At 71.5% G+C, this 22,561-nt stretch carries 21 protein-coding genes, 1 tRNA gene, 1 other RNA gene and 1 riboswitch; of the genes, 12 read left to right on the forward strand and 11 right to left on the reverse strand.

Annotated elements, in window-relative coordinates; all coding sequences use genetic code 11:
• Positions 1-112 precede the first annotated feature (112 nt).
• From ASF41_RS05655 to ASF41_RS05665, 3 genes are all read right to left on the reverse strand, one after another.
• Positions 113-2,017 carry an AI-2E family transporter gene (locus ASF41_RS05655; protein ID WP_056491557.1) on the reverse strand — a complete coding sequence of 635 codons (1,905 nt, stop codon included), beginning with the start codon at positions 2,015-2,017 and terminating at the stop codon, positions 113-115.
• 86 nt (positions 2,018-2,103) lie between these two features.
• On the reverse strand, positions 2,104-2,487 hold the full coding sequence (locus ASF41_RS05660) for a response regulator (protein ID WP_055955569.1): 384 nt from the start codon (positions 2,485-2,487) through the stop codon (positions 2,104-2,106).
• 211 nt (positions 2,488-2,698) lie between these two features.
• Positions 2,699-2,926, reverse strand: a complete 228-nt coding sequence (locus tag ASF41_RS05665; protein ID WP_056382219.1) for a hypothetical protein — start codon at positions 2,924-2,926, stop codon at positions 2,699-2,701.
• A 483-nt stretch (positions 2,927-3,409) separates the two neighbouring features.
• Between ASF41_RS05665 and ASF41_RS05670 the strand changes: the two genes are divergently transcribed.
• The 3 genes from ASF41_RS05670 to ssrA all read left to right on the forward strand — a co-directional run bounded on the left by ASF41_RS05670 (position 3,410) and on the right by ssrA (position 4,321).
• Positions 3,410-3,601 (forward strand): hypothetical protein, encoded by a 192-nt coding sequence (locus tag ASF41_RS05670; RefSeq protein WP_056219697.1) that lies wholly within the window; start codon positions 3,410-3,412, stop codon positions 3,599-3,601.
• Positions 3,602-3,635: 34 nt separating this feature from the next.
• On the forward strand, positions 3,636-3,950 hold the full coding sequence (locus ASF41_RS05675) for a hypothetical protein (RefSeq protein ID WP_056491559.1): 315 nt from the start codon (positions 3,636-3,638) through the stop codon (positions 3,948-3,950).
• Positions 3,951-3,955: 5 nt separating this feature from the next.
• Positions 3,956-4,321: a transfer-messenger RNA gene (ssrA, locus tag ASF41_RS23545) on the forward strand.
• A 199-nt stretch (positions 4,322-4,520) separates the two neighbouring features.
• On the opposite strand, the gene ASF41_RS05680 is transcribed toward ssrA, so the two are convergent.
• Complete coding sequence (locus ASF41_RS05680; RefSeq protein ID WP_056219691.1) at positions 4,521-5,195, reverse strand: hypothetical protein; 675 nt, start codon at positions 5,193-5,195, stop codon at positions 4,521-4,523.
• A gap of 46 nt (positions 5,196-5,241) precedes the next feature.
• Positions 5,242-5,628: a hypothetical protein gene (locus tag ASF41_RS05685; protein WP_056219689.1), complete on the reverse strand. Its 387-nt coding sequence runs from the start codon at positions 5,626-5,628 to the stop codon at positions 5,242-5,244.
• 460 nt (positions 5,629-6,088) lie between these two features.
• On the opposite strand from ASF41_RS05685, the gene ASF41_RS05690 reads away from it, so the two are divergent.
• The 4 genes from ASF41_RS05690 to ASF41_RS05700 all read left to right on the forward strand — a co-directional run bounded on the left by ASF41_RS05690 (position 6,089) and on the right by ASF41_RS05700 (position 7,123).
• Positions 6,089-6,165 (forward strand) — tRNA-Arg (locus tag ASF41_RS05690).
• A 142-nt stretch (positions 6,166-6,307) separates the two neighbouring features.
• Positions 6,308-6,472, forward strand: coding sequence for an Rmf/CrpP family protein (locus tag ASF41_RS05695; protein ID WP_056491561.1), 165 nt, complete (start codon positions 6,308-6,310; stop codon positions 6,470-6,472).
• Entirely contained in the window at positions 6,472-6,600 is a 129-nt protein-coding gene (locus ASF41_RS26425; protein WP_280138128.1) for a hypothetical protein, read from the forward strand. The genes ASF41_RS05695 and ASF41_RS26425 overlap by 1 nt, the downstream gene beginning before the upstream one ends.
• A 142-nt stretch (positions 6,601-6,742) precedes the next feature.
• The gene (locus tag ASF41_RS05700) at positions 6,743-7,123 is read left to right on the forward strand and encodes a hypothetical protein (protein ID WP_056491563.1); all 381 of its coding nucleotides are present in this window, start codon (positions 6,743-6,745) and stop codon (positions 7,121-7,123) included.
• A 32-nt stretch (positions 7,124-7,155) separates the two neighbouring features.
• Here ASF41_RS05700 and ASF41_RS05705 read toward each other — a convergent pair whose 3' ends face one another.
• Positions 7,156-7,401, reverse strand: coding sequence for a hypothetical protein (locus tag ASF41_RS05705; RefSeq protein ID WP_156653210.1), 246 nt, complete (start codon positions 7,399-7,401; stop codon positions 7,156-7,158).
• A gap of 720 nt (positions 7,402-8,121) precedes the next feature.
• On the opposite strand from ASF41_RS05705, the gene ASF41_RS05715 reads away from it, so the two are divergent.
• On the forward strand, positions 8,122-8,406 hold the full coding sequence (locus tag ASF41_RS05715) for an XRE family transcriptional regulator (RefSeq protein ID WP_407067259.1): 285 nt from the start codon (positions 8,122-8,124) through the stop codon (positions 8,404-8,406).
• Between the two features lie 33 nt (positions 8,407-8,439).
• On the opposite strand, the gene ASF41_RS05720 is transcribed toward ASF41_RS05715, so the two are convergent.
• The gene (locus ASF41_RS05720; RefSeq protein WP_056491571.1) at positions 8,440-8,628 is read right to left on the reverse strand and encodes a DUF2934 domain-containing protein; all 189 of its coding nucleotides are present in this window, start codon (positions 8,626-8,628) and stop codon (positions 8,440-8,442) included.
• A 171-nt stretch (positions 8,629-8,799) separates the two neighbouring features.
• Positions 8,800-9,016: riboswitch (cobalamin riboswitch) on the forward strand.
• A 353-nt stretch (positions 9,017-9,369) separates the two neighbouring features.
• Between ASF41_RS05720 and ASF41_RS05725 the strand changes: the two genes are divergently transcribed.
• From ASF41_RS05725 to ASF41_RS05735, 3 genes are all read left to right on the forward strand, one after another.
• Positions 9,370-11,592, forward strand: a complete 2,223-nt coding sequence (locus tag ASF41_RS05725; RefSeq protein WP_056491573.1) for a TonB-dependent siderophore receptor — start codon at positions 9,370-9,372, stop codon at positions 11,590-11,592.
• Positions 11,592-13,025 carry a peptidase gene (locus tag ASF41_RS05730; RefSeq protein ID WP_056491575.1) on the forward strand — a complete coding sequence of 478 codons (1,434 nt, stop codon included), beginning with the start codon at positions 11,592-11,594 and terminating at the stop codon, positions 13,023-13,025. Before ASF41_RS05725 ends, ASF41_RS05730 begins: the two co-directional genes overlap by 1 nt.
• A gap of 261 nt (positions 13,026-13,286) precedes the next feature.
• Positions 13,287-17,795: an SdrD B-like domain-containing protein gene (locus ASF41_RS05735; protein WP_056491577.1), complete on the forward strand. Its 4,509-nt coding sequence runs from the start codon at positions 13,287-13,289 to the stop codon at positions 17,793-17,795.
• Between the two features lie 58 nt (positions 17,796-17,853).
• Here the strand turns inward: ASF41_RS05735 and ASF41_RS05740 are convergent, their stop codons facing one another.
• The 3 genes from ASF41_RS05740 to ASF41_RS05750 all read right to left on the reverse strand — a co-directional run bounded on the left by ASF41_RS05740 (position 17,854) and on the right by ASF41_RS05750 (position 20,014).
• Positions 17,854-18,069, reverse strand: a complete 216-nt coding sequence (locus tag ASF41_RS05740; RefSeq protein ID WP_056213480.1) for a hypothetical protein — start codon at positions 18,067-18,069, stop codon at positions 17,854-17,856.
• Positions 18,070-18,445: 376 nt separating this feature from the next.
• Positions 18,446-19,321: an SDR family oxidoreductase gene (locus ASF41_RS05745; RefSeq protein WP_056213482.1), complete on the reverse strand. Its 876-nt coding sequence runs from the start codon at positions 19,319-19,321 to the stop codon at positions 18,446-18,448.
• A gap of 84 nt (positions 19,322-19,405) precedes the next feature.
• Complete coding sequence (locus ASF41_RS05750; RefSeq protein WP_244479573.1) at positions 19,406-20,014, reverse strand: phosphatase PAP2 family protein; 609 nt, start codon at positions 20,012-20,014, stop codon at positions 19,406-19,408.
• A gap of 353 nt (positions 20,015-20,367) precedes the next feature.
• Here ASF41_RS05750 and ASF41_RS05755 point away from each other — a divergent pair, with 353 nt between their 5' ends.
• On the forward strand, positions 20,368-21,030 hold the full coding sequence (locus ASF41_RS05755) for a DUF2147 domain-containing protein (protein ID WP_056213487.1): 663 nt from the start codon (positions 20,368-20,370) through the stop codon (positions 21,028-21,030).
• A gap of 79 nt (positions 21,031-21,109) precedes the next feature.
• Here the strand turns inward: ASF41_RS05755 and ASF41_RS05760 are convergent, their stop codons facing one another.
• Entirely contained in the window at positions 21,110-22,336 is a 1,227-nt protein-coding gene (locus ASF41_RS05760) for a serine hydrolase (RefSeq protein ID WP_056491579.1), read from the reverse strand.
• Between the last annotated feature and the right edge of the window lie 225 nt (positions 22,337-22,561).

A 22,561-nucleotide genomic window follows, 5' to 3' on the forward strand; every position in this document is an offset into this window, starting at 1 on the left:
TGCGCAGATTGTGCGGGGGGCGTCGCCACCCGTCCGGAGAGGGGGTCGGCGCGGGGGAGAAGTGGGTCAAGCCCAGGGGGATGTCAAATGGCCCCCCTGGCCCGGCCCGGCCTCACCCCCGTTTGGCGAAGGTCAGGGCGGCGTCGAGCGCCCCGTTCAGGGTGGTCACCAGCACGTCGGCGGAGAGGGTGCGGCGCAGCCGATCGAGGGAGGCCGGATCCCGCTCGCGCCAGAAGCCGACGAGGACCCGGACGCCGGGAATCGCCCGCCGCGCCTGGCGGACGTTCAGCCGGATCTGCGACAGGCTGACGGGCTCCAGGTAGGAGAAGCAGACCAGGGCGATCCCCGAGAGATCGTCCGGCGTTTCGCCCCGGCGCAGCTCCGCCATCGACATCACCTGTGCGCCGAGGCCGTGCCGGCCGAGGATCTGCCCCAGCATCGCGGTGGCCGCCTCGTCGAAGGGGCCACGGCTCGACACGCAGAGCACGGGCCGGGCCGCCCGCCAGCGGGCCGGGAGGTCCTCCGGGCGCAGCACCACGGCGGCGACCTGCCGGTCGGGCCCGATGGCGGCGATGGCCGCCGAGGTCTCGGAATTGCCGGCCGAGGCGGAGGAACCGATCGTCCGGCCCGCCGGCACGGTCCCGAGGCGGGCGACCACGGCCCGGAGCGCGGTGCCGACCTCGTCCTGGCGGGTCCGGTCGAGGGTGCCGCGGGAGAGGTCCTCCTGCGCCATCAGCAGGCCGGCCAGCACCACCTCGTCGTAATAGGTGACGAGGGCGCGGGCCTTGAGGAACATCCGGCCCTGGTCGATCGCCTCCTCGGGGTCGCCCGCCAGCATGCGCTGGTAGAAGATCTCCGGCGGCGACAGGGCGGGGCGGTCGCCCAGGATGACGTCGAGATACCAGAGCCGCTCGATGTGGCGCCCCAGCACCACGAGGCAGACGGTGATGGGGGTCGCCAGCACGAGGCCGATCGGTCCCCACAGGAAGGCCCAGAGGGTGGCGGCCAGGATCACCGCGATGGGCGAGAGCCCGGTGGAATGGCCGTAGAGCAGGGGTTCGACCACGTGGCCGGCGATGGGCTCCACCACCACGAACAGGATCGCGGTGGCGATGACCATGCTCCAGCCCGGATCGACGGCGGCGGCCACGATGAGGGGCAGGAGGGCGCTGATCGCCGCGCCGATATAGGGCACGAAGCGCATGATCGCGGCCAGCACCCCGAACAGAATCGGGTTCGGCACGCCGATCCACCACAGGCCGAGGCCGATCACGAGGCCGAAGGCGATGTTGAGGACGAGCTGGGCCAGGAAGAACCGGCTGAGGCGGGCCACCGCGTCGTCGATGGCCGCCGTGGTCCGGCGCAGGTCCCCCGAGCCCGCCAGCCGGATCGCGCGGTTCCGCAGGTCCTCCCGCTGCAACAGGATGAAGATCGTGAAGATCAGGATCAGGCCCGTGGTGGCGAGGGGATGCAGGATCGGGCCGGCGACGGCGCCGAGGGTTCCGAGCAGCCCGGCCTTGGCCGTGGCGATCTGGACGTGGAGGGGATGGGCGAGGCTGCCCGCGCTGCCCTCGGGCGGGGTCGCGTTCGGGTCCGGCTGCAGCTCGGCGCTGAGGTCCTGCACCATGTCGACCATGCGCGAGAGGGTGCCGCTGCCGGCGGTCGCCTCCTTCAGGGAGGCGATCTTCTCGCGCATCGTCACCTGGTAGCGGGGCAGGTCGGAGGCGAGCTGCGCCGTCTCGTTGGCGATCAGGAGGGCGACCCCGAGGAGCGCCCCGAAGGCGGTGAGCACCACGACCAGGACGGCGAGCGCCCGCGGGACCCGGATGCGGCGCAGGAGGCGCACGCCCGGCACCAGGACGAAGCTGAGCAGAATCGCCAGGGTCACCGGCACGAAGACGTCGCGGCCGAGATACAGGGCCGCCGCGATGGTGATCACGAGGAGGCAGGAGGCCAGGGTCGTGAAGACCGGCATCGCCTGCCGCAGGAGGCGGGCGGTGATGGGATCGTCGCTCATGGATGGATCGGTCTCGTTGGGGTGAGCGACGCGGCAGCCGATGCGACGGCATCGGGCGCGCGGGGCGCGCGGCCGGGCGGGCCGCCTCAGGCGATGGCGGGCGCCTGCGGACCGACGGCGGCGTTGATCTGGGTCAGCAGCTTGGAGAAGTCCACCGGCTTCGGGTGGTAGTCGTTGCAGCCGGCCTGGATCGCCTTGTCGCGATCGCCCGACATGGCGTGGGCGGTCAGGGCGATGATCGGGATGCCCTTGGTGTCGCTGCCGGATTTCAGCACGCGGGCGGCCGACCAGCCGTCCAGGATCGGCAGGTTCATGTCGAGGAGGATGACGTCCGGCTGCCCGGTGCGGGCCTGCTGAACGCCGGATTCGCCGTCATGGGCAAGGATCACGTCGTAGCCGCGCCGCTTCAGCCGGCGGGACAGGAAGTCCCAGATCTCCTCGTGATCTTCCACCAGAAGAATTTTCGCCATCGCCCCAATATCCTTCGATCGTCTTCGGCCCCGATGCCGCCGGATCTGTCGTAACCCCGGACGGTCCGCACGGGACCCAACCCCCGATACACGAGCCCCCCGAGCAAGACACGTGCGCGGGCCGAGCGGTGAACGCGCGATCGGCCGGAACGGTCCATGGCATCCCACGCGATCCAGCGACACAGGCGCCGTGCTGTGACGGGCTTGCCCCTCAGGGGGCGCGCGGCGCCGGCGCCGGAGGATCGAGGCTCGTCCGGGGACGGTCGTCGCTGTAGCGCCCCTGGCTCCCCGGGAGGAGCCCGGTGTTCTGCATCCAGATCATCAGCATCACGGCCGCCAGCAGCGTCGCGAAGGAGGTGAGGCGACCGATGTGGCGCCGCCGGACCACCATCAGGACGACGGTCGCCAGGAGCAGGAGGGACAGGAGGAGGAGCAGCATGCGGCCTTCCCGGACGGGCAGTCCGGCCGGAGACGGTTCCGGCACGGACCGCGGAGCCAACGGGATCGATGCCGCCGCCGTTCCACGGGCCGGGTCCCCGGGAAGCAGGGGCGGCCAAGGCGGGCCCCGGGGATCCGCGACGGGATCGTCGAGGCGGCGAACGGCGCCACCTGCGGCTCGGATCCAGGCGGGCCGGCTCGACAGGACCTCGCCGATGACGCAGCGGTCGACCGACCTCGCCGCCGGCCCTGATCGCGACAAGACCTTCCGTGACAAGACGGAGGGCGGCGTGACGGTGGTTTTCCACTCTACCTGAGCCGCGACCGTCAAGACCGGGCAGGATCGCCGAAGTCAGAGCCCGCGCCGCGCGCGGGATTTCGACGCGCGGCCGGACAATAGCCATGGAGATCAGCCAAGGATATCTCGGCCCTCTTGCTCCGATGTGCATTGCGGGTCGCCCCCGGCATCCGCTAAAGCCGAACAATGTCAGACTTGGAATCCCTCCTCGACCGCCTCAAGGACGCTCAGAGGACCCTCATCACCGAAGCCGCGAAGATCGAGATGCTGCCGCCCGACAGCGTCCTGCGACGCGTGGCCGACCTCGAGAACACGATCGCGGCCGTGGAGGCCCTGATCGAGGAGCAGGCGCATCGCCGTGGCCGCGCCACGGGGTAAGGCTCCGCCACGAACAGAAGCGGCACCGCCGCTCGTGACGCCGGACGGACGCTACCTCGTGGTGCGCGGCCGGCTCTGGCGCCGGACCCGTCCCGACCTCGGTTCCGCCGCGCGCGACGCCCTCGTCGCCGCGCTGATGGATGCGCGCCGGGCCGTGAAGGCCGGCAAGGCGGCCGGGAATCCGGACGCGGTCGCGCAGGCCCGCCGGGCCGTCGACGCGGCCAAGCGCGGCCTCGGGGAGCGCGGCCCCGTCTGGTGGGACGACGGCGCGCCCGACCTCAACCGGCACATGGCCCACACCACCCCCTACGCCGATTGGTTCGCTCGGGAGACGGGTGCGGCGGGATAGCGCGCCGACTGGACCCGCGCGGCGATTTCGCCTATATCGGATCTGCGGTTGATGACCGGTTCGTAATAACGTTTCAGGACCCGGAGGGCAGTACTCCGGCGCCTCCACCACAAGCCCATCCACGTCGGCGGGTGGTCTTCTGATGGGGGCGAAATAGGATCGACTGGGCGGTAAAGGGATCGCGAGTTCGCTCTCACTTCGGTGCGGGACGATGCGGCTGTCGGTAAGGACTCGACCGGTTCGACGCAGGCAACCCCTGTTTCGAGCATTTGGCCAAAACTCTAAATGCCAACGATAACGTTGTCATGGATGCCCGCCTCGCGGCGTAAGCATCTTGCGGTAGGGTAACCGTCGAAACAGAACCCGGAGCTTCGGCTCCGGGACCCACCCTTTCCTGATCATCCCAGACCGTCGCGAGACCGTGGCCCGCGTACACGCGGAGAGGCCCAACGCGACCGCGCCTCGACGACTCCCCCAGTCCACGCACGAAAAACCCCGGGGCCGAGGGCCGCCGGGGTGTCCGCCGTTGCGAGGGCCGCCCCCACGCGGAGGGCGGCCGTGGGGCGTCGATCAGACCGGCGTGGTCGGGTAGGCGCGCACGCGGTTGCGGCCCTCGACGGTCCCGCCCAGGGCATTGCCCGGGATGGCGTTCGGCGAGGTGGCGGCGGCGGCCTGCGGGGCGGTCCAGCCCTCGGCCCGCCAGTTCTGGGCGCGCTCGTCGACGTCGATCGAACCGTGCTCCTCCAGGATGTCCATCACCCGGGCCGCCTGGGACTGGTCGGCCCGGACCGTCACCAGGGTGCCGCCGCGGCGCACGCCCTCGCTGTAGGTATGGGCGTCGGTCTCGCTGAGGCCCGCGCCGGTCAGGCCGCCGGCGAGGCCGCCCGCCGCCGCGCCGATGCCCGCGCCCGTCAGCGTGGCCACGAGCCAGCCTGCCGCCACGACCGGGCCGACGCCCGGGATCGCCAGCAGGCCGAGGCCGGTCAGCAGGCCGGCGGCGCCGCCCAGGACCGTCCCGACGGTGGCGCCCGCTCCGGCGCCACTGGACGCCTTCTCCGGGGTGTCACCGTGGACGGGGGCGTCCAGGTCGGAGGCGGAGCGCACGCGCCCGGCATGCCGGTCCCCCTCGTTGCTGCTCACGATGCTGATGTCGGCATGCGCCACGCCGGCGGCCTCGAGCTTGGAGACGGCCGTGCTGGCAGCGTCGTAATCGTCGTACAGGGCGGTGATGGTCTGATGAGCCATGGGAAACTCCTGTGTGCGGGCGAGGGGAGGGGTGGGCGTTGGCGGCCTACTGGGCCGCGACGTTGCCCTTGAAGTCGACGCCGACCTTGACCGGCTTGCCGTCGAGCACCGCTTCGCCGCGCCAGATGCCCTTGTCGTCCTTGGTCAGACCCTTGACGTCCTTGTAGCCGGCCTCGGTGAGGCGGTGATGCGTCTGGGCCTCGGTGAAGCTGTTGGCGCCTTCCTCGAGCTTGGCGTTCGAGGCCGCCTTGGCCGTGGCCGGCTTGGTGGCGTCCGGCTTGTCGGTGTTGGGCCGGGTCACAGCCTCCTGGCCGCCGGAGGTGGCACTCGACTTGGCGTCCGGGGCCGGGGTGCCGGTGACGGTGGTCTGGGCGGAGGCCGAACCCGCACCGAGGATCGTCAGAAGGGCGAGGGTGGTCAGGGACCGTTTCACGGCATTCTCCTTGGATAAGTCTAGGACGGGCAAGAGACCCTCTCAATTCCCGAGGACCGCAAAGCGTTCCAAGATGGAAACCGGCAATCCCGGTTCAAACGGCCAAGCCGAAGCGTTGTCATAAATGTTCCACCTTGCCCTGACAGTGATGACGGGATGAAACGACAAGATCACGAGCCGACAAAAAACCAATTTTGATCGACGCATACGCTGCATCCCGGCATCAGATCTGCCCTTCACCGCGAAAGAACACCTTCCGACCGAGACGAGCCTGCGTTCGAAGAACGAGATAGGGGATCGCCCGCCGGGAGGCCGGACGTCGTGCCCGCGCGCGCCCTCCCCGAACGGATGGTGAAGCGCACCGCCGCGAAAAATCTGTCCGGCCAGGGTTGCCAGCGCAAAAAGGAGCCTCTAAACACCCGCTCACACCGGGGGCGGCACCAACCCCCACCGGTCGCAGGCGCCCGTAGCTCAGCTGGATAGAGCACCAGACTACGAATCTGGGGGTCAGAGGTTCGAATCCTTTCGGGCGCGCCATTTCTTTCCGAAGCCTTTGCTGGGAAAGACAAATTCTCCACCTGACAGCGTGATGCGGATGCCGGCGGGACTCCGTCGCGCCGATGAGGCGTGGACGCGTCGGGCCCTTGGAGGCCCTTCCGCGCGCCCTATCTTCCCGCCCATGACAGAGCCCCCGGACGACAACCTGGATCACTACGCGCTGGGGTTCTACGCCCCCGGCAAGGGCCTGCGCCGGGAGGACTGCCCCTATGCCGAGGGCACGCAGGCGCACGCCCAGTGGATGGCGGGGTATGACGCCGCCATGAAGGCGGGGGAGGGCGCGTGATGGTCTTCCTCCGCCTCCTCCACGTCCTGCGCCTCTGGACCCTCCTGTCCGTCCCGGCCGGCATCGTGATCGGCAAGCTTCTCAAGGCGAACCGTCGGGCGACCACCCGGCCCGTGGACCGCCCGTAGGGGCGCAGCGGCACCGGACTCCATCGGGAAAAACGCGCGCCCGCGTCGGCGCCGGCCGGCGGCAGGGTCCCGTCGCCCCCGGCGCCCGCCCCGGGGACGGCCCGTGGGGGTAGGGGACAGATCGGAAAGGTTCGGAACACGTATGTCGCCACGTCTGACCGCCCTTTCAAGGCTCGTCCGCGCGGCGGCCTGGCTGAGCGTGGGAACCCTGGTCTGGCTCTCCTGGATTCCGCGGGATTGGGAGGCGCGCACCTCCCTGCTGGGTCAGGTCGAGCACGCCATCGCGTATGGCGGGACCGCCGGCCTGTTCGTCCTCGGATACGGTGCCGCGCTGCGCTGGTGGCGGATCGGCGTGCCGCTCACCGTCCTGGGGGTCGTCATGGAGATCGGCCAGCGCTGGGTGCCCGGCCGGACCGCGCAGGTCATCGACGCTATGGCCAGCGGATCGGGCGCGCTCCTCGGCGCGCTGGGCGGCACGATCGTCGCCCGCTATCTGCTCAAGCCCGAGCCCCCGTTCCGGTAGGGCGCGCCGGCTCAGCCGGACGCCCCGAAGGTTCACGCCTTCCGGGGTTCGGCGGGCGAGGCCTCGGACGTCCAGAGCAGCGAGGCCGCGACATAGGACGCCTCCACCGCCACGAGCATCCAGATCGCATCGGTCAGGACGATCGCGAGGGCACGCTGCTCCAGGGCCCCCTCGATACCGATCGCCACCGCCATCAGCGATACGATCACCAGAAGACCCGGCAGGCGCACGGCCTGGCTTGCGGCAGCTCCGAGCGAGGCAAAACAGATCAGAAGCATTTGCGCACCAACGACACCGGAAGGTAGACTACCTAGGTATTGAGAGGACACAAGCGGAAATAAACAGCACTTTTGTGCTTTGCACAATTTCAGCTGCACTGCGGTCGTTAGTCCATTATCAACCTTAGCACTCCGTGAGCGACCCAACACAGGAAGACGACCCAGGCTAGAGTCAGTCCGAACCTCAGCCCCAGGATCGTGAGGGTCGAGACCCCGTGCACGGCGCGGCCGAAGGCGGCCCGCCGCGGCGGGATCGCGGGCCCGTCGACACGCGGTTCGGGATCGTTGGTTTTCTCCAGCAACCGCTCGATGAAGAACCCGAAGGCGATCGCCGTCGCCCGCACGGGCCGTATCGCGCGCTAAGCCGTCGCTCAGCACCGACCGCGTCGCCCGCGCCCTCACGGCGCGCGGCACATCCGGTGCGGGCGCAGGCGACGCGGGAACGGAGCGTTCCCGAACGGAAAGTCCCGATCCACGGATCACGGCGCAGTCCGGACTGTTTCCGACTAGCCCGGCGGTCGCCGCCGGATCAGGCGCGTCGAACGGCGCCCCCGCCCGCGGCGTCGCGGCGGCGCCGGCCGGGCCTGCGCCCTCCGATCAGGCGCCCGGGTCCTGCTCTCCGAGGGATTTGCGGTACTGCCGTGATCGCGCCCTCCCCATGCTGTTTGAGGAGGGATGTCCCACGTGTCTGCTCACCGCCAACGCCCGGATTCGGCGGGGGTGTCGGAACCGGGCCGGGAGGGCGGTCGCTTCCTGAAGCCCCTGCGCGCGGCGCGCGGCCTATGCCGGCACCCGCTCGCCACTGTGGTCGGGGCCGAATACGACACTGTCCTCTCGCAGCTGGAGACCGGACGGGGACGGATCCCACCGAATTGCTACCGCGCCTGGGCGGCCGTCCGCGACGTCCCCGTCAAGGCCCTCGTCCGGGCCCCGATTCGCGTCGACGGCCCGTTCACCCACGCGATCCTGTTCGCGGACCACGACGCGGTGGCGGCGAGCGGCTGAGGCGACCCGCCCCCGAGCCCGTCCCCGGCGCCGTCAGGGACAGGCGGCGTCCTCCTGCGCCTGTGCGGCCGACTTCGGGGCGTTGCGGGCGCGCTCGGCCCGCAGCTCCCGCTCGGCCATCAGCCAGAACTCGACCTCGAACCCCTCGGGGCGGTGGTTGCGCTCCCAGATCTCATGGGCGCGCTCGCGGATCCGCTCGAAAGTGATCCCATCCTCGGACATCGTGCTCTCTGCTCCTTCAGTCTCGGTCACAGCGTCACAGCCCGGTTCTCCCTGCGGGGCCAACGCTCCACGGCGGGATTTGTCCCCCGATCCGCGCGAGGCTGCCCCGGTCGCCCCGTTCGCAGGGCAGGCTGCCGAACCCCGGGGGATTTGACGGCGGCGCCGGAAACGGCCTAGCTTACCCGCGACGGTTCCTCTTTAACGAGGATCAAAAGGGAACGCGGTGAGGGCGAGAGCCCGAGGCCGCGGCTGCCCCCGCAACTGTAAGCGGCGAGCTCCTCATCAACACGTCACTGGGTGAACGGTCCGTCAGGACCCGGGCCTGGGAAGACGATGGGAGGGCGGTGACCCGCGAGCCAGGAGACCTGCCGTCAGTCGTGGTCACACGCGAAACGCATCGGGCGGGGTGTCCTGGTGGGTGTCGGGGCGTTCGCTTGCCGCGAACGGACCGACCTCTTCGCGGTGACGTGCCACTCCGCGCGACTCGTCGCGTCAGCCGTCCCGTCGATGCCCGTCCTCGCCCGCAAGTCTTGCTCCCGCATGCTCCCTCCGGCCGCCCCGCGCGGCCCGGTGACGGCTGCGCCGCGGACACGCCGGCCCCGGGCCCCGCTTGCCAATTGTAATGTTATAACATTCAGTCTAGCGGAGACGGCAGGTCGGCCCCGACCGATGCCCGCGCCCTTGTTCGGTTGCCCCATGTCCGGTTGCCCCACGTCCAGTTACCCCACATCCCGTTACCCTATGCCCGTCGCCCCCATCCCGTCCCGAACCGCGAACGCGCGCGGGTCGCGGCAAGGCCCGACCTTGCCGTCGCGACACGTCCTGCCCCTGGCGGCCCTGCTCGGCGGCCTGCTGCCGATCTCCGCCGAGGCCGAGACCCGGGAGGTCCCCCCGGCCGTCACCCTGGATACCCTGGAGGTCGCGGGCTCCGGGCGGGGCGGCCCGGCGCCCGCCGAGGGGCTCAACCTGCGCAGCCCCGGCCGCAGCGCCAGCCGCCTCGGCCTGACGGCCCTGGAGACCCCCGCCAGCGTCGACGTGATCGCGGGCGAGACCACGCGGCTGCGCGGCCAGAACACGGTGGCGGAGGCCGTCACCCAGAACGCCACCGGCATCACCACGGTGGCGGCGCCGGGCAACGGCAACGGCGCCTTCACGGCCCGGGGCTTTTCCGGCCCGAACTCGATCCAGCAGCTCTACGACGGCACCCGCCTGTTCGTGGGCGCCGGCACCGTCACCTTCCCGTTCGACACCTGGAACGTCGAGCGCATCGAGGTGCTGCGCGGGCCGGCCTCCGTGCTCTACGGCGACGGCGCCATCGGCGGCGTGATCAATGTCGTCACCAAGAAGCCGGTCTTCACGCCCCTCAACGAGGCCCGCGCGGCGGTCGGCTCGGACGGTCTGGCGCGTCTGGCCCTGGATTCCGGCGGCCCGATCGGGGAGGCGCTCGCCTACCGCCTCAACATCAGCGGCAACCGGGCCGAGGGCTGGATCGCCCCGGACGGGAGCTTCCGCAACCTCGCGGTCTCGGGCGCCCTGACCCTGCAGGCGACGCCGGACCTCGCCGTCACCCTGAGCCATGATTTCGGCTATCAGGAGCCGGCCCGCTACTGGGGCACGCCCCTCGTCGACGGGCGCATCCGCGACGCCCTCCGGTTCAACAACTACAACGTCCGCGACGCCCAGATCCTCTGGACCGACAACTGGACGCAACTGCGCGCCGAGTGGACGCCGAGCGCCGACGTCACGGTCCGCAACACCGCCTACCGGCTCCAGAGCCGGCGCCAGTGGCGGGACGTGGAGCAATACGCCTTCAACCGCGGCACCGGCCGGATCGACCGCTCCGACTACCTCGAGATCTACCACCAGCAGGAGCAGATCGGGAATCGCCTCGACGCCACCTTCCGCGGCACCCTGTTCGGCTTCCGCAACGAATTCCTGGCCGGGTTCGACGTGAACCACATCGCCTTCCGGCACACCAACAACTTCTACTTCGACACCACCACCAGCGTCGATCCCTTCGCCTACGACCCGGGCCTGTTCCCGGCCGAGGGCCGCGCCCGGCCCGCCTACGCCACCAGCACGCGCCAGGCCTCGGTCTTCGCCGAGAACCGCCTGATCCTGTCCGACCAGGTCTCGCTCCTGGCCGGCGTGCGCTACGACGCGCCGGTGCTGCAGCGGACCGACCTCGTCACCGGCAACACCTTCGACCGCGACTTCCGGGCGCTGAGCTACCGCTTCGGCGCCGTCTACAACCCGACGCCGCTGCTGGCGCTCTATGCCCAGTACGCCACCGCCACCGATCCGGTGGGCAGCCTGATCTCCCTGTCGCAGAGTCTCGCCAACTTCCGGCTCTCCACCGGCGAGCAGGTGGAGGTCGGCGCCAAGGGCGTGGCCTGGGACGGCCGGGCCGAGTGGACGCTGGCCGGCTACCGCATCGTCAAGGACAACCTGATCTCGGCGGTACCGGGCCAGCCGACGCTCTCGACCCAGGTCGGGCAGCAATCCTCCCTCGGCGTCGAGGCGGCCCTGAGCCTGCACCTCTCCGAGGCCTGGCGCATCGACGCCAACCTGGCGCTGCTGCACGCCCAGTACGACACCTTCGACCAGGCGGTCGGCGGGGCGGTGGTGTCCTATGCCGGGCGCCAGCCCATCGACGTGCCGGAGCGCGTCGGCAACCTCTGGGTCACTTACGCCTTCGCCCCGGCCTGGGAGGCCCGGGTCGGCCTGCAGCACGTGGGCGAGACCTTCAGCGACTTCGGCAACCAGGCGAAGCGCCCGGCCTACACCCTGGTCAATGCCGGGCTCGACCACCAGGTCACGCCGGATTCGCGCCTGTCGCTGCGCGCCTACAACCTGTTCGACACGATCTACGCGATCAGCGGCAACGCGGTGAACGGGGTCGGCACCAACTGGCTGCTGGGCCGGCCTCGCTCCGTCGAGGTCGCCTACAGCGTCCGGTTCTGATGCGGGCCTCTCCGAAACGGGCCTTCCTGAAGCCCCTGAAGCGCGGGCTGATCCTCGGCCACCGCTGGCTCGGCATCGCCACGGGGCTGTTCCTCGCCGCCTGGGTGCTGTCGGGGCTGGTGATGCTCTACGTGGCGTTTCCGGCCCTGAAGGAGGCCGAGCGCCTGTCCCGCCTCGCGCCCCTCGCCTGGGACCGGGTCCTCCTCGGCCCGGACGCGGCCCTGGCCCGGGCCGGGCTCGACCCGGCCCCCGGCGGCCTCAGCCTGTCCATGCGGGGCGGGGCGCCGGTCTATCAGGTCACCACCCGCGACGACGCCCGGCACGTGGTCTCGGCCGAGACCGGGCAGGCCCTGGGCGAGATCGACGGGGCGGCCGCCCGGGCGTCGTTCGGCGAGGGCGCCACCGTGCGGGCGGTGACCCGCGACCCATGGACGGTGCGCGACCGCTACGACCCGGTGCGCCCCTTCCACGTGGTGGCGCTCGGGGACGCGGCCGGCACCGAGCTCTACGTCTCGGCCCGCACGGGCGCGGTCGTCCTCGACACCACCCGCCGGGAGCGCCTGTGGAACTGGCTCGGGGCGATCCCGCACTGGTTCTACCCCACGCCCCTGCGGGCGCGGGGCGAACTCTGGCGCGGCACCGTGCTGTGGGTCTCCGGCCTCGCCACCGCCGGGGTGCTGAGCGGCCTCGCCCTGGGGATCTGGCGCCTGCGCCTGTACCGGCCCTACGCCGCGGGGGTGAGCCCCTATCGCGGCCTCGGGCGCTGGCACCACCTCCTCGGCACCCTCGGGGGCCTGAGCCTCCTCAGCTTCGTGGCGAGCGGCTGGCTCTCCATGAACCCGAACCACTGGTTCTCGCCCCGCACGCCCCCGGCGGCCCTGCAGGCGGCCTATGCCGGGCCCCCGGCCGCGGTCGGCCGCGCGGCCCTCGACGGCCTGGCGCGGCCGGGGATCGTCGAGGTCCGGTTCACGCAGGTCGGCGGCCGGCCCGTGCTGGTCGCCGCCGATGCCCGGGGCCGCCGGGTCGCGGTCCCGCCGCCCACGGAGGCGATCTTGCGCGCCGCAGCCGCCCGCGCCTGGCCGGAGGCCCGCATCGCCGCGACCGAGACGCTGACCGCCTACGACGCCTACTGGTATCCCCACCACGACACCCGGCCGCTGCCGGTGCTGCGGGTGCGCTTCGACGACCCGGCCGCGACCTGGCTACACCTCGACCCCGAGACCGGCGCGCTCCTCGACCGCCTCGATGCCAGCGGCCGGCTCCAGCGCTGGCTGTTCGAGGCGCCCCACCGCCTGGACTTCGGAAACCTGTTCCAGGCCCGCCCGGCCTGGGACGCGGTGATGTGGCTCCTCAACGGCCTCGGCGCGACCATCGCCCTCTCGGGCGTGGTGCTGGGCTGGCGCCGCCTGCGGCGCAGGGCGCGGCTCGGGTAGGGGCGCCGCGCCCCCCCCCGCGACGCGATCTTCGCCGCCGGATCTTCCACGCCCGCGCCGACATCCTCGCGCCCTGCTCTTGAGGCCCGGACGCGCCTGTGCTGATCGATGGGCCGGACTCTTCGGATCTATGGCAACATGATTCCGACAAAGAGAGCGCTTTGTCACTATAGTCCATTGCCTCCAGGCAATAGAGGCCTCACCCTAGACTGATAAAGCGGCGACGCGGCAAAGCGTCGTCAGCGATCAGGGGGGAAGGGCATGGCTGGCGCGACGCTGTCGGGGGCAGTCTTTACCGATGCCAACGGCAATGGCACGCGGGACGCCAACGAGACGGCCCTCGCGGGCGTCTCGGTCGACCTGCTCGCCGCCGACGGGAGCGGGGCCGCCCTGGCGACGGTCCGCACCGATGCGACCGGGGCCTACGCCTTCACCGCTCTCGCCGGCGGCGCCTACGCGATGCGCTTCACGCCGGCCGCGGCCGGATACCGGGGCAGCGCCGGGACGACGAACGCGAACGGCCAGACGCTCGTCACCAACGTGAGCGTCCCGAGCGACGCGAAGACGACCGTCGACGAAGGGTTCTACAAGACCGGAAGCATCGCGGGCATCATCTTCAACGACACGAACGGCAACGGCGTCTTCAACGCGGGCGAAGTGCTGACGAACGGCGTCTCGGTCGATCTGTACAACGACATCGGCGTCCTCCTGGCCAGCACGACGTCGAGCAACAAGGACCCCTTCAAGCCGGGCACCAACGGGGTCTACAGCTTCCAGAACCTCGCCCCGGGGACCTATACGGTCGCGGTGACCGCCCCGGACGGCAAGGTCACCAGCGGCGTGACCACGCTGAAGGAGGTCGTCACCAGCGGCGCGGTGATCGCGTCGCAGAACTTCGGTGTCCGGAACAATCCCCCGACGGTCAGCCTGTCCGGGACGATCTTCGCCGACGGAGACGGGAACGGGCGCCAGGGCCCCGGCGAGGCGGGCCTCGCCGGCACCAGCGTGCTCCTCAGCGATGCGGCCACCGGATTCGCGCTCAAGACCACGGTCACCGACGCCGCCGGGCATTACAGCTTCGGGACGACGGCCGGGAGCTACCGCGTCACCGTGGCGACCCCGGAAGGCCTGAAGGGCACCACCGCCACGACCCTCGCGACGGGCAGTCTCGCCAGCGGGGCCGCGAACGCGCAGCTGAATGTCGGGTTCGCGCCGGATCCGGTCCTCGACAAGACCGGCGCCATTCCGGCCGGCACGGTCCTCAACGTCGTCCTGCGCGGCCAGTCGAACACCTATTTCCCGACGCTGTACGGCGACCTGCCGAAGCTCGAGGCGGCCATCGAGGCGCAGCTCGGGTTCGACGGCGTCCGCCAGAAGGTCAACGTGATCGGCACGCGCGACAACGCCGACGGTGCCAACACGGAATGGCCGGGCACGGGGATGCTCACCGACTGGCTGAGCCCGGTCAACGGCGACTACCGCAACGGATGGACGGCGAACGCCCAGGAAATCGGCCTTCTCAGCACGATCGGGCAATGGTCCGCGGCGCAGAAGGCCGCGCCGACCGCGGTCGTCTGGCTGCACAACGAGAACGACAGCCAGAACGCGGCTCTCACGCCCGCCATGTGGGAGAGCGCCGTGCGCTACGAGGCCGGCCTCGTGCGCGGCGTGCTCGGCCAGGATGCCGCCACCGTCCCCTACCTGTTCGTCAACGCCATTCCGTTCCCGGCGCAGACGCCCGCGGTGCAGTCCACGCAGCCGGTCCAGAACCAAGCCATCCGGGTCGGGCAGGCCGAGCTGACGGAGGACAAGGACTTCAACGCCGGCTACGCCGCGCGCCAGGCCAGCGACGTCGACATGGACGTCGATGGCCACGGCATCACCCGACAGCCGGGGAGCGTTCACTTCAGCCGCGCCGACGCGACTCAGATCTTCGATCGGATCGCCCTGTCGGTCGCCGAGACGTTCCGGGCCTCGGCGCTGCCGGGCTCGCCCCTGGCGCTGGCCTCCGGCGACATCGACGACGACGGCCCCCGGGTCGTGCGCGCCGAGCGCGTGGCCGGCGCCCCCGACCAGCTCCTGCTCACCGTCGCGTTCGACCAGGCCACGTCCCTGCAGGCCCTCGGCAGCGTCGCCGCCGCCGGCACCGGCTGGAGCCTGCGCGCCGACTGGAACGCCGCCGCCAGCCAGGCGCTCGCCACCAGGGCGGAGTTCGTCGACGCCAGCCACCTGCGCCTCACCTTCGACCGCGACGTCCCCGCCGCCACCGAACTGTTCTACGGATGGGGCGGCGCCCGCATCGCCCTGCCCGGACAGCCCGGCATCGGCGCCGCCATCTACGACGACAACGACCTGCCCCTCTGGGTCGACCCCCGCGGCCTCGCCGTCTCCCAGGCCGTCACCCAGGCGGGCCCGATCGCGGTCCAGTCCATCGCGGACAGCGGGCCCGGCATCGACGGCGGCGGCAACGGCCTGCTCAAGGCCGGCGCCGCCGTCACCCTCGCGGTCCAGTTCACCGACGCCGTCGCCGTGACGGGCACGCCCGTGCTGACCCTGAACACCGGCGCCACCGCCGCCTATGCGGGCGGCTCGGGAACCGGCACCCTGCGCTTCACCTACACCGTGGCCCCCGGCCAGACCGCGCAGGACCTGGCCGTCACCGGCATCGACCTGACCAACGCCACCCTGGCCGGGACCGACGGCAGCCCCGTCACCCTGGCCGGATTCGCCACGGCCATGCCCGGCACCCTCACCGTCGACACCACAGCCCCGTCCCTGGCCCTGACCCAGATTCCGGCGGCCACCATCCAGGCGACCTCCGCGGCCGGGGCCGCCGTGACCTTCGCCGCCACCGCCACGGACGCGGTCGACGGCACCGACCCGGTGACGTTCCGCGAGGGCACGACGGTGGTCGCCTCGGGCCAGACCTTCGGCCTCGGCCCCCACACCCTCACCGCCACGGCGACGGATGCCGCCGGCAATTCCGCCGATCCGGTCGGCTTCAGCTTCACGGTGGCCGACACCGCCAAACCCGTCATCGCCGTCACGGCCCCGGCGACGACGATCCAGGCGACCTCCGCGGCCGGGGCCGCCGTGACCTTCGCCGCCGCCGCCGCGGATGCGGTCGACGGCACCGACCCCGTGACGTTTCGCGAGGGCACGACGGTGGTCGCCTCGGGCCAGACCTTCGGCCTCGGCCCCCACACCCTCACCGCCACCGCGACGGACGCGGCCGGCAATTCCGCCGATCCGGTCGCCTTCAGCTTCCTGGTGGCCGACACCGCCAAACCCGTCATCGCCATTTCCGCCCCGGCGCCCACCATCCAGGCGACCTCCGCGGCGGGCGCGACAGTGACCTTCGCCGCCACCGCCACGGATGCGGTCGACGGCACCGACCCGGTGACCGTTCGCGAGGGCACGACGGTGGTCGCCTCGGGCCAGACCTTCGGCCTCGGGCCCCACACCCTCACCGCCACCGCGACGGACGCGGCCGGCAATCCCGCCGATCCGGTCGCCTTCAGCTTCACGGTGGCTGGCACCCCGATCGCGGCGGCGGATACGGCCGCCCTCGACGCCCAAACCTTCGCGACGGGGAACGTGCTCGCGAACGACGTCGATCTCGGCGGTGCGGCCCTGCACGTCACGGCCGTGCGCACGGAGGACGGCGCGACCACCGCCGTGCCGGCCGGCGGCACCGTCACCCTCGCGAGCCCCCACGGGGCCCTGACGATCGGCGCCGACGGGCGCTACGCGTATCTCGGGCGGAGCCCAGGGGCCGATTCCTTCGCCTACACCATCGCCGACAGCGACGGCGCCACCGCCTCGGCCACCCTCACCACCACCGTCGCGGCGCACGGCCCCGCTGCGGAGGCGACCTTCGCCTTCGCCTTCACGCAGGCGACCCTGACCTATCAGAACGGGGCGGCGGTGCTGACGGGGCCGGATGGCACGGTCCAGGACGTGACCGGCATCGGCCGCCTTCACTTCACCGACGGCACGATCGACGAGGCCGACGGATCCCCCCTCGTGGACGATCTGTTCTACCTCGCCCAGAACCGCGATGTCTGGCAGGCGCGCGTCGATCCCGACCGGCACTATGCCGAATGGGGCTGGCGCGAAGGACGCGATCCCAACCCTCAGTTCTCGACATCGGGCTACCTGGCGGCCAATCCAGACGTGGCCGCGGCCGGTGTCGATCCGCTCACCCATTACGATCGGTTCGGCTGGCAGGAGGGACGCAATCCCTCGGCGGCGTTCGATACGGAGGCGTACCTGGCCGCCAACCCGGATGTCGCGGCGGCGGGGATCGACCCCCTCGCGCACTACCTGGAATACGGGCAAGTCGAGGGCCGCACGGCCCTGCCCGTCCCGCCCGCGGGGCCCGCCGCCCACCACCTCGATGGCGCGTTCGATGCCACCTACTATCTCGCGCAGTACCCGGACGTGGCCCGCGCGGCGGCGGCGGCCGGCGGTGATCCGGACAGCTTCGCTTTCGCGCATTATCTGCGGTACGGGGCCGTCGAAGGGCGCGACCCGGACGCCTACTTCTCAACGACGGGCTATCTGGCGGCCAATCCGGACGTGGCCGAGGCCGGGCTGAATCCGCTCCTCCATTACGAGGCCTACGGCTGGCGGGAGGGCCGCAACCCCTCCGCCCTGTTCGACACGAAGGCGTACCTCGCCGCCAACCCGGACGTGGCCGCCGCGGGGATCGACCCGCTCGCCCATTATCTCCAGTACGGCCTCGCCGAGCATCGGGACCTCGCCTGACGGGGCACACGGCGCCCGGGCACCCGACGCCCGGGGAACACGGCCTCGTCGAGCCGGATCAACCCGGTGCGCGCCCCCGCGTGTCGCGGCAGAGGGCGGCCGCCTCGGCCATGGCCTCGCGGCCCTGGCGCAGGGCGGCCTCCGCGTCGGGCAGGGAATAGAGGGCGCTCCGCACCACTTGGTCCGCCTCCCGCACGGTCCAGCGGTACCGGGTGGCGTCCTCGGGGCAGCTCTCAACCTCCAGGGTGAGGGGACCCATCGCTTCGCGCGCCATCGTGACCTCCTGCGGTGCCGGGTTCGACGCCCGCGGCGGCGGGCGGACACTCGGGGAAGTCCATCCAGTCCGTGAAGGCCTCCGCCGGGTAGCTGTGCTGGCAGGAGGCGACGTGCCACGGCCGGGGATCGCCCAGGCCCGCCGGGTCCCAGCGGATCACCGCGCGGCGGTCCGGGTCGGACCGGTGGATCGCGATGATCCAGCGACCGTCATGCGGGGCCCGGTCCATCGCCCTCCAGGTGCGCATCCTGCTTCTCCCCCTCCGAGGCCACAGGAACGCGCGAACCGGCCGAACCGTTCGGCGAACCCTTCGGCGAACACTTCGGCGAACACTTCGGAACGACCCCGGCGCCGAGGCCGGGGTCGGCAGGGTCCCTCAGAGGACCGGCATCGCCCCGGCGACGGTGACGAGGGCGCCGGAGGTGTAGCTGCTCTCGGCCGAGGCCAGCATCACGTAGGCGGAGGCGAGCTCCGCCGGCTGGCCCGGGCGCCCGAACGGGACCTGGCTGCCGAAGGACTTGACCGCGTCCTCGCTCATCCCCGCGGGGATGAACGGCGTCCAGATCGGCCCCGGCAGCACGCCGTTCACCCGGATGCCCTTCTCGGCCAACAGCTGCGCCAGGCTCAGGACCATGTTGCTGAGCGCCCCCTTGGTGGCGCTGTAGGCCATCAGCGAGGGCATCGGGTGCTTCGAATTCACCGAGGAGGTGAAGATCACCGAGGCCCCGGGCTTGAGGTGGGGCAGGGCGGCCTTGGTCACGTAGAACGGCCCGAACACGTTGGTGCGGAAATGGTCCTCGAAGACCGCGTCCTCGATGGCGTCGAGCCCCTGGTTCGGCTGCTGGAAGGCGCCGTTGTTCACCAGCACGTCGAGGCGGCCGAAGGCGGCGACCGTGCGCGCCACGAGGTCGCGGCCATGGGCCGGGTCCTTGAGGTCGCCCGGCAGCAGCAGGGCGCGCCGGCCCGCCTTCTCGATCCAGCCGGCCACCGCCTCGGCATCCGCCTGCTCCTCCGGCAGGTAGGCGATCGCCACGTCGGCGCCCTCGCGGGCGAAGGCGATGGCCACCGCCCGGCCGATGCCGGAATCGCCGCCGGTGATCAGCGCCGCCTGGCCCGTCAGCTTGCCCGAGCCCCGGTAGCTCGCCTCGCCGTGATCCGGCTCGGGCACCATCCGGTCGGTCTTGCCGGGAAAGCTCTGCGGCTGGCCCGCGAAGGGCGGGCCGGGATAGGTCGTCAGGGGGTTGTCGGTCACGCGGCATCTCCGATGGAATGCCGCGTCAACCGGAGGTCGCGTCGCGGCGTTCCCGGCACGCGATGCCGCGCGACCTCGCCGCGATCATCCGGGTATACCGCGCGCCGCCAGACCGGCGACGCCGTCCCGCCCGAGGGCGATCCGGTGGTCCACCGCCTCGGCCGAAAGCCCGATCAGCGCCCCGGCGGCGACGTCCACCGGAAAGTGCGCGCCACGCAGGACCTGGACGGCCACGACCCCGAGGGCCGCCGCCGTCGCGACGCCGCGGATCTCGGGATAGGCCCGGCCGGCCGCCGTCGCCACCGCGACGCTCAGGGCCGAGTGTCCCGACGGAAACGACTGCCACGGCCCGACATTCGGCCCGAACCAGCCCTTCTCGTAGAGGCCCTCATCCATCAGCACGTTGGGCCGGGTCCGGTGCACGACCCGCTTCACGGTGGTCTTGGTGGCCGCCGCCAGGATTCCGGCGAGGAGCATGTGCCGGCCGGCCTCGGCCAGACGCGGGTCCCGCCGCAGCACGCCGAGGGCGAGGGTTCCGCTGGAGAGCGCCAGCAGCCACTTCCAGCCGCCCGCCTCGCTGGCCGCCGCCAGGGCCCGCACCCGGCGGGTGTCCTTGGCGCGCGCCAGAGAGACGCCGAGACGGATGTCCGCCGCTTCGAGGCGCCGACCCATCCCGACCGATCCATCCGCCATCACGTCGTCCGCCATCCCCGAGAAGCACGGCCGTAAACGCGGTCCCCGGCGGATCGTTCGCGGCACGGCCGGCGATCGCGGGCGCCGGCAGTCCGTCTCCGCGCCAGAGGCCGAAGGGCCGGTTCGCCGTGGCACCCCGGCACGATCCAGCGAACATCAAGACTTCGCCCTCGGCCGGGCTCGGCCACGAAGATAAGGCCACGTCGTCACGACGAATCTGCAGGATTCGGTGCATGCCGGCCATGATCCCGTCACCTTCACGTCGGATGGCGAGGCATCACGTGACAAGCGCTTGCCGTCCTGCGGACGAGGGCGGATCGCCACGGGGCGAGCGCATGAGGGTTGTTGGAAGCATGACGAATCGATCCACCATGGCGGGCGCCGCGCGCCGGCTGGCGCCCCTGGCCGGGCTCGTTGCCGCCGTTCTGCCGGGCCTCGCACTGGCTGCCGCCCCCAACGATGCCAGCGGCACCTGGCTCACCGAGGATGGGCGCGCCCGCATCCGCACCGAGAGGTGCGGCCCGCAGAACACCAACCTGTGCGGCTACGTCGTCTGGCTGAAGGTGCCCCTGAACGACCAGGGTCAGCCCCGCATCGACTTCAAGAATCCCGATCCGAAGAAGCAGTCCCGTCCCTCCCTGGGCCTTCAGCTGATCATGGGCCTGAAGCCGCAGCCGGACGGCCATTACGGCGGCAAGATCTACAACGCCGACGAGGGCAAGTTCTACGACGTGACGATGTGGTCGGACCAGCCGACGGAGCTGTCGGTGCGCGGCTGCCTCCTCGGCTTCCTCTGCGGCTCGCAGACCTGGAACCGGGTCAACGACGTGGTGCCGGGCCAGCTCACCGGCCCGACCAACGGCCCGGGCGGCCCGCGCGCCGATGCGGAATGGGCCCCCAAGGCGGCGCCGAGCGCCGGAGCGGGTGCGCCCGCCGCGACCGGCACGGCCAAGGCGCCTGCGCCCAAGCCGGCGGCCAAGCCGAGTGCCGCTCCGGCGGCGGCACCGGCCGAGTAGTCCCGCGCCGCACGCGCGAGGGGTCGTGAAACGCCGCCGTCCCGCCAAGGGCCGGCGGCGGTTCGCGTTTCCGGGGCCTTCAATCCACCAGGGCCGCGTAGGTCAGCACGCGCAGCTCGCGTCGCAGCGGCAAGGCCGAGGAGGGGATGAGCTGCGTGAGCAGCACCACGGCGAGATCCTCGGCCGGGTCGACCCAGAAGGCGGTGCTGGCAAGTCCGCCCCAGGCCACCTCGCCCGGCGTGCCGACGATCTGGGCGCGGGCCGGATCGAGCATCACCGAGAAGCCGAGGCCGAAGCCGATCCCCGTATAGGCGGTCTCGGAGAAGCGCGGCTGGCCCATCGCCGCCAAGTCCCCGTCGAGGTGATTCATCAGCATGAGGTCGACGGTCTTGCGCCCGAGGAGCCGGGTGCCCTCGAGTTCGCCGCGCCCGAGGAGGAAGCGGCAGAAGCGCATGTAGTCGGACGCGGTCGAGACGAGGCCGCCGCCGCCCGAGGCCACCGCCGGCGGGCGGGCGAAGCGACTGCCGACCGCATCGTCGTAGAGCTTCAGCGTCCGGTCCCGGAACAGGCTGTAATTGGCGGCCAGGCGCGGCAGCTTGTCGGCAGGCACGGAGAAGTCCGTGTCGACCATGCCGAGGGGGCTGATCACGCGTTGGCGGAGGAAATCGGCGAAGTCCTGGCCGGAGACGACGGCCACGAGGTGTCCCAGGACGTCGGTGGCCACCGAATAGTTCCACTCGGCGCCGGGCTGGGCGAGGAGGGGCTGCCGGGCGAGCCGGGCCACCACCTCGGCGAGGCTCGCCTCCTGGGCCTCGCCGAAATCGACGCCGTTCTGGCGATAGAGGGCATCGACGAGGGTCGCCTCCATGAAACCGTAGGTCAGGCCGGAGGTATGGGTGAGAAGGTCGCGGATCGTGATCGGGCGCCGGGCCGGCTCACTGTCGAACTTTGCCCGGTTGCCGCCGGTGAGAACTCGCAGATCCGAAAATTCCGGCAGGAAGCGGGTGATCGGGTCGTCGAGTTGGAAGCGGCCCTCCTCATAAAGCATCATCACCGCCACCGAGGTCAGCGGTTTCGTCATCGAGTAGATGCGCGCGATGGTGTCGGGGGCGAAGGGCGCGTCGCGCGCGATGTCGGCCCGGCCATGGGCGCGGAAGAAGGCCGTCCGGTCACCGCGGGCCAGCATCACCGACAGGCCCGCGACCTTGCCGTCGTCGACGAGGCGCCGCATCCAGCCGTCGATCCGCTCCAGGCGGTCCGGGCAGAGCCCGAGGGCCCGCGGCTCGCTTGCGATCTCACCGTGCATCACACCTGCTCCGTCCCTGGCCACCAGCCCTGCCGACCGGCCCTGGCATAGCGGCGCGGCCGGACGGCGCAAACCCTGGCCTGCGCCGGAACGCCGACGCGATCACCCGACGCTCCGTCCCGCATCGAAGGCCGCCCGGCGCTCCCCTCCCAACACTTCCCTCCCAACGCCTCCCTTGCGGGTCGGTGACGACCCCGAAGCGTCCCTCGGGCTCCGCAACGCCGA

Source organism: Methylobacterium sp. Leaf111 (assembly GCF_001423285.1).
Lineage (GTDB): Bacteria > Pseudomonadota > Alphaproteobacteria > Rhizobiales > Beijerinckiaceae > Methylobacterium.

Excerpts from the sequence above, each read along its gene's own strand:
- ASF41_RS05740 (WP_056213480.1), bottom strand. The coding sequence starts at position 18,069 with ATGGCGCGCGAAGCGATGGGTCCCCTCACCCTGGAGGTTGAGAGCTGC.
- ASF41_RS05700 (WP_056491563.1), top strand. The coding sequence starts at position 6,743 with ATGTCGCCACGTCTGACCGCCCTTTCAAGGCTCGTCCGCGCGGCGGCC.
- ASF41_RS05760 (WP_056491579.1), bottom strand. The coding sequence starts at position 22,336 with ATGCACGGTGAGATCGCAAGCGAGCCGCGGGCCCTCGGGCTCTGCCCG.
- ASF41_RS05720 (WP_056491571.1), bottom strand. The coding sequence starts at position 8,628 with ATGTCCGAGGATGGGATCACTTTCGAGCGGATCCGCGAGCGCGCCCAT.
- ASF41_RS05725 (WP_056491573.1), top strand. The coding sequence starts at position 9,370 with ATGCCCGTCGCCCCCATCCCGTCCCGAACCGCGAACGCGCGCGGGTCG.
- ASF41_RS05730 (WP_056491575.1), top strand. The coding sequence starts at position 11,592 with ATGCGGGCCTCTCCGAAACGGGCCTTCCTGAAGCCCCTGAAGCGCGGG.
- ASF41_RS05750 (WP_244479573.1), bottom strand. The coding sequence starts at position 20,014 with ATGGCGGATGGATCGGTCGGGATGGGTCGGCGCCTCGAAGCGGCGGAC.
- ASF41_RS05665 (WP_056382219.1), bottom strand. The coding sequence starts at position 2,926 with ATGCTGCTCCTCCTCCTGTCCCTCCTGCTCCTGGCGACCGTCGTCCTG.
- ASF41_RS05660 (WP_055955569.1), bottom strand. The coding sequence starts at position 2,487 with ATGGCGAAAATTCTTCTGGTGGAAGATCACGAGGAGATCTGGGACTTC.
- ASF41_RS05695 (WP_056491561.1), top strand. The coding sequence starts at position 6,308 with ATGACAGAGCCCCCGGACGACAACCTGGATCACTACGCGCTGGGGTTC.
- ASF41_RS05755 (WP_056213487.1), top strand. The coding sequence starts at position 20,368 with ATGACGAATCGATCCACCATGGCGGGCGCCGCGCGCCGGCTGGCGCCC.
- ASF41_RS05680 (WP_056219691.1), bottom strand. The coding sequence starts at position 5,195 with ATGGCTCATCAGACCATCACCGCCCTGTACGACGATTACGACGCTGCC.
- ASF41_RS05655 (WP_056491557.1), bottom strand. The coding sequence starts at position 2,017 with ATGAGCGACGATCCCATCACCGCCCGCCTCCTGCGGCAGGCGATGCCG.
- ASF41_RS05705 (WP_156653210.1), bottom strand. The coding sequence starts at position 7,401 with ATGCTTCTGATCTGTTTTGCCTCGCTCGGAGCTGCCGCAAGCCAGGCC.
- ASF41_RS26425 (WP_280138128.1), top strand. The coding sequence starts at position 6,472 with ATGGTCTTCCTCCGCCTCCTCCACGTCCTGCGCCTCTGGACCCTCCTG.
- ASF41_RS05670 (WP_056219697.1), top strand. The coding sequence starts at position 3,410 with ATGTCAGACTTGGAATCCCTCCTCGACCGCCTCAAGGACGCTCAGAGG.
- ASF41_RS05735 (WP_056491577.1), top strand. The coding sequence starts at position 13,287 with ATGGCTGGCGCGACGCTGTCGGGGGCAGTCTTTACCGATGCCAACGGC.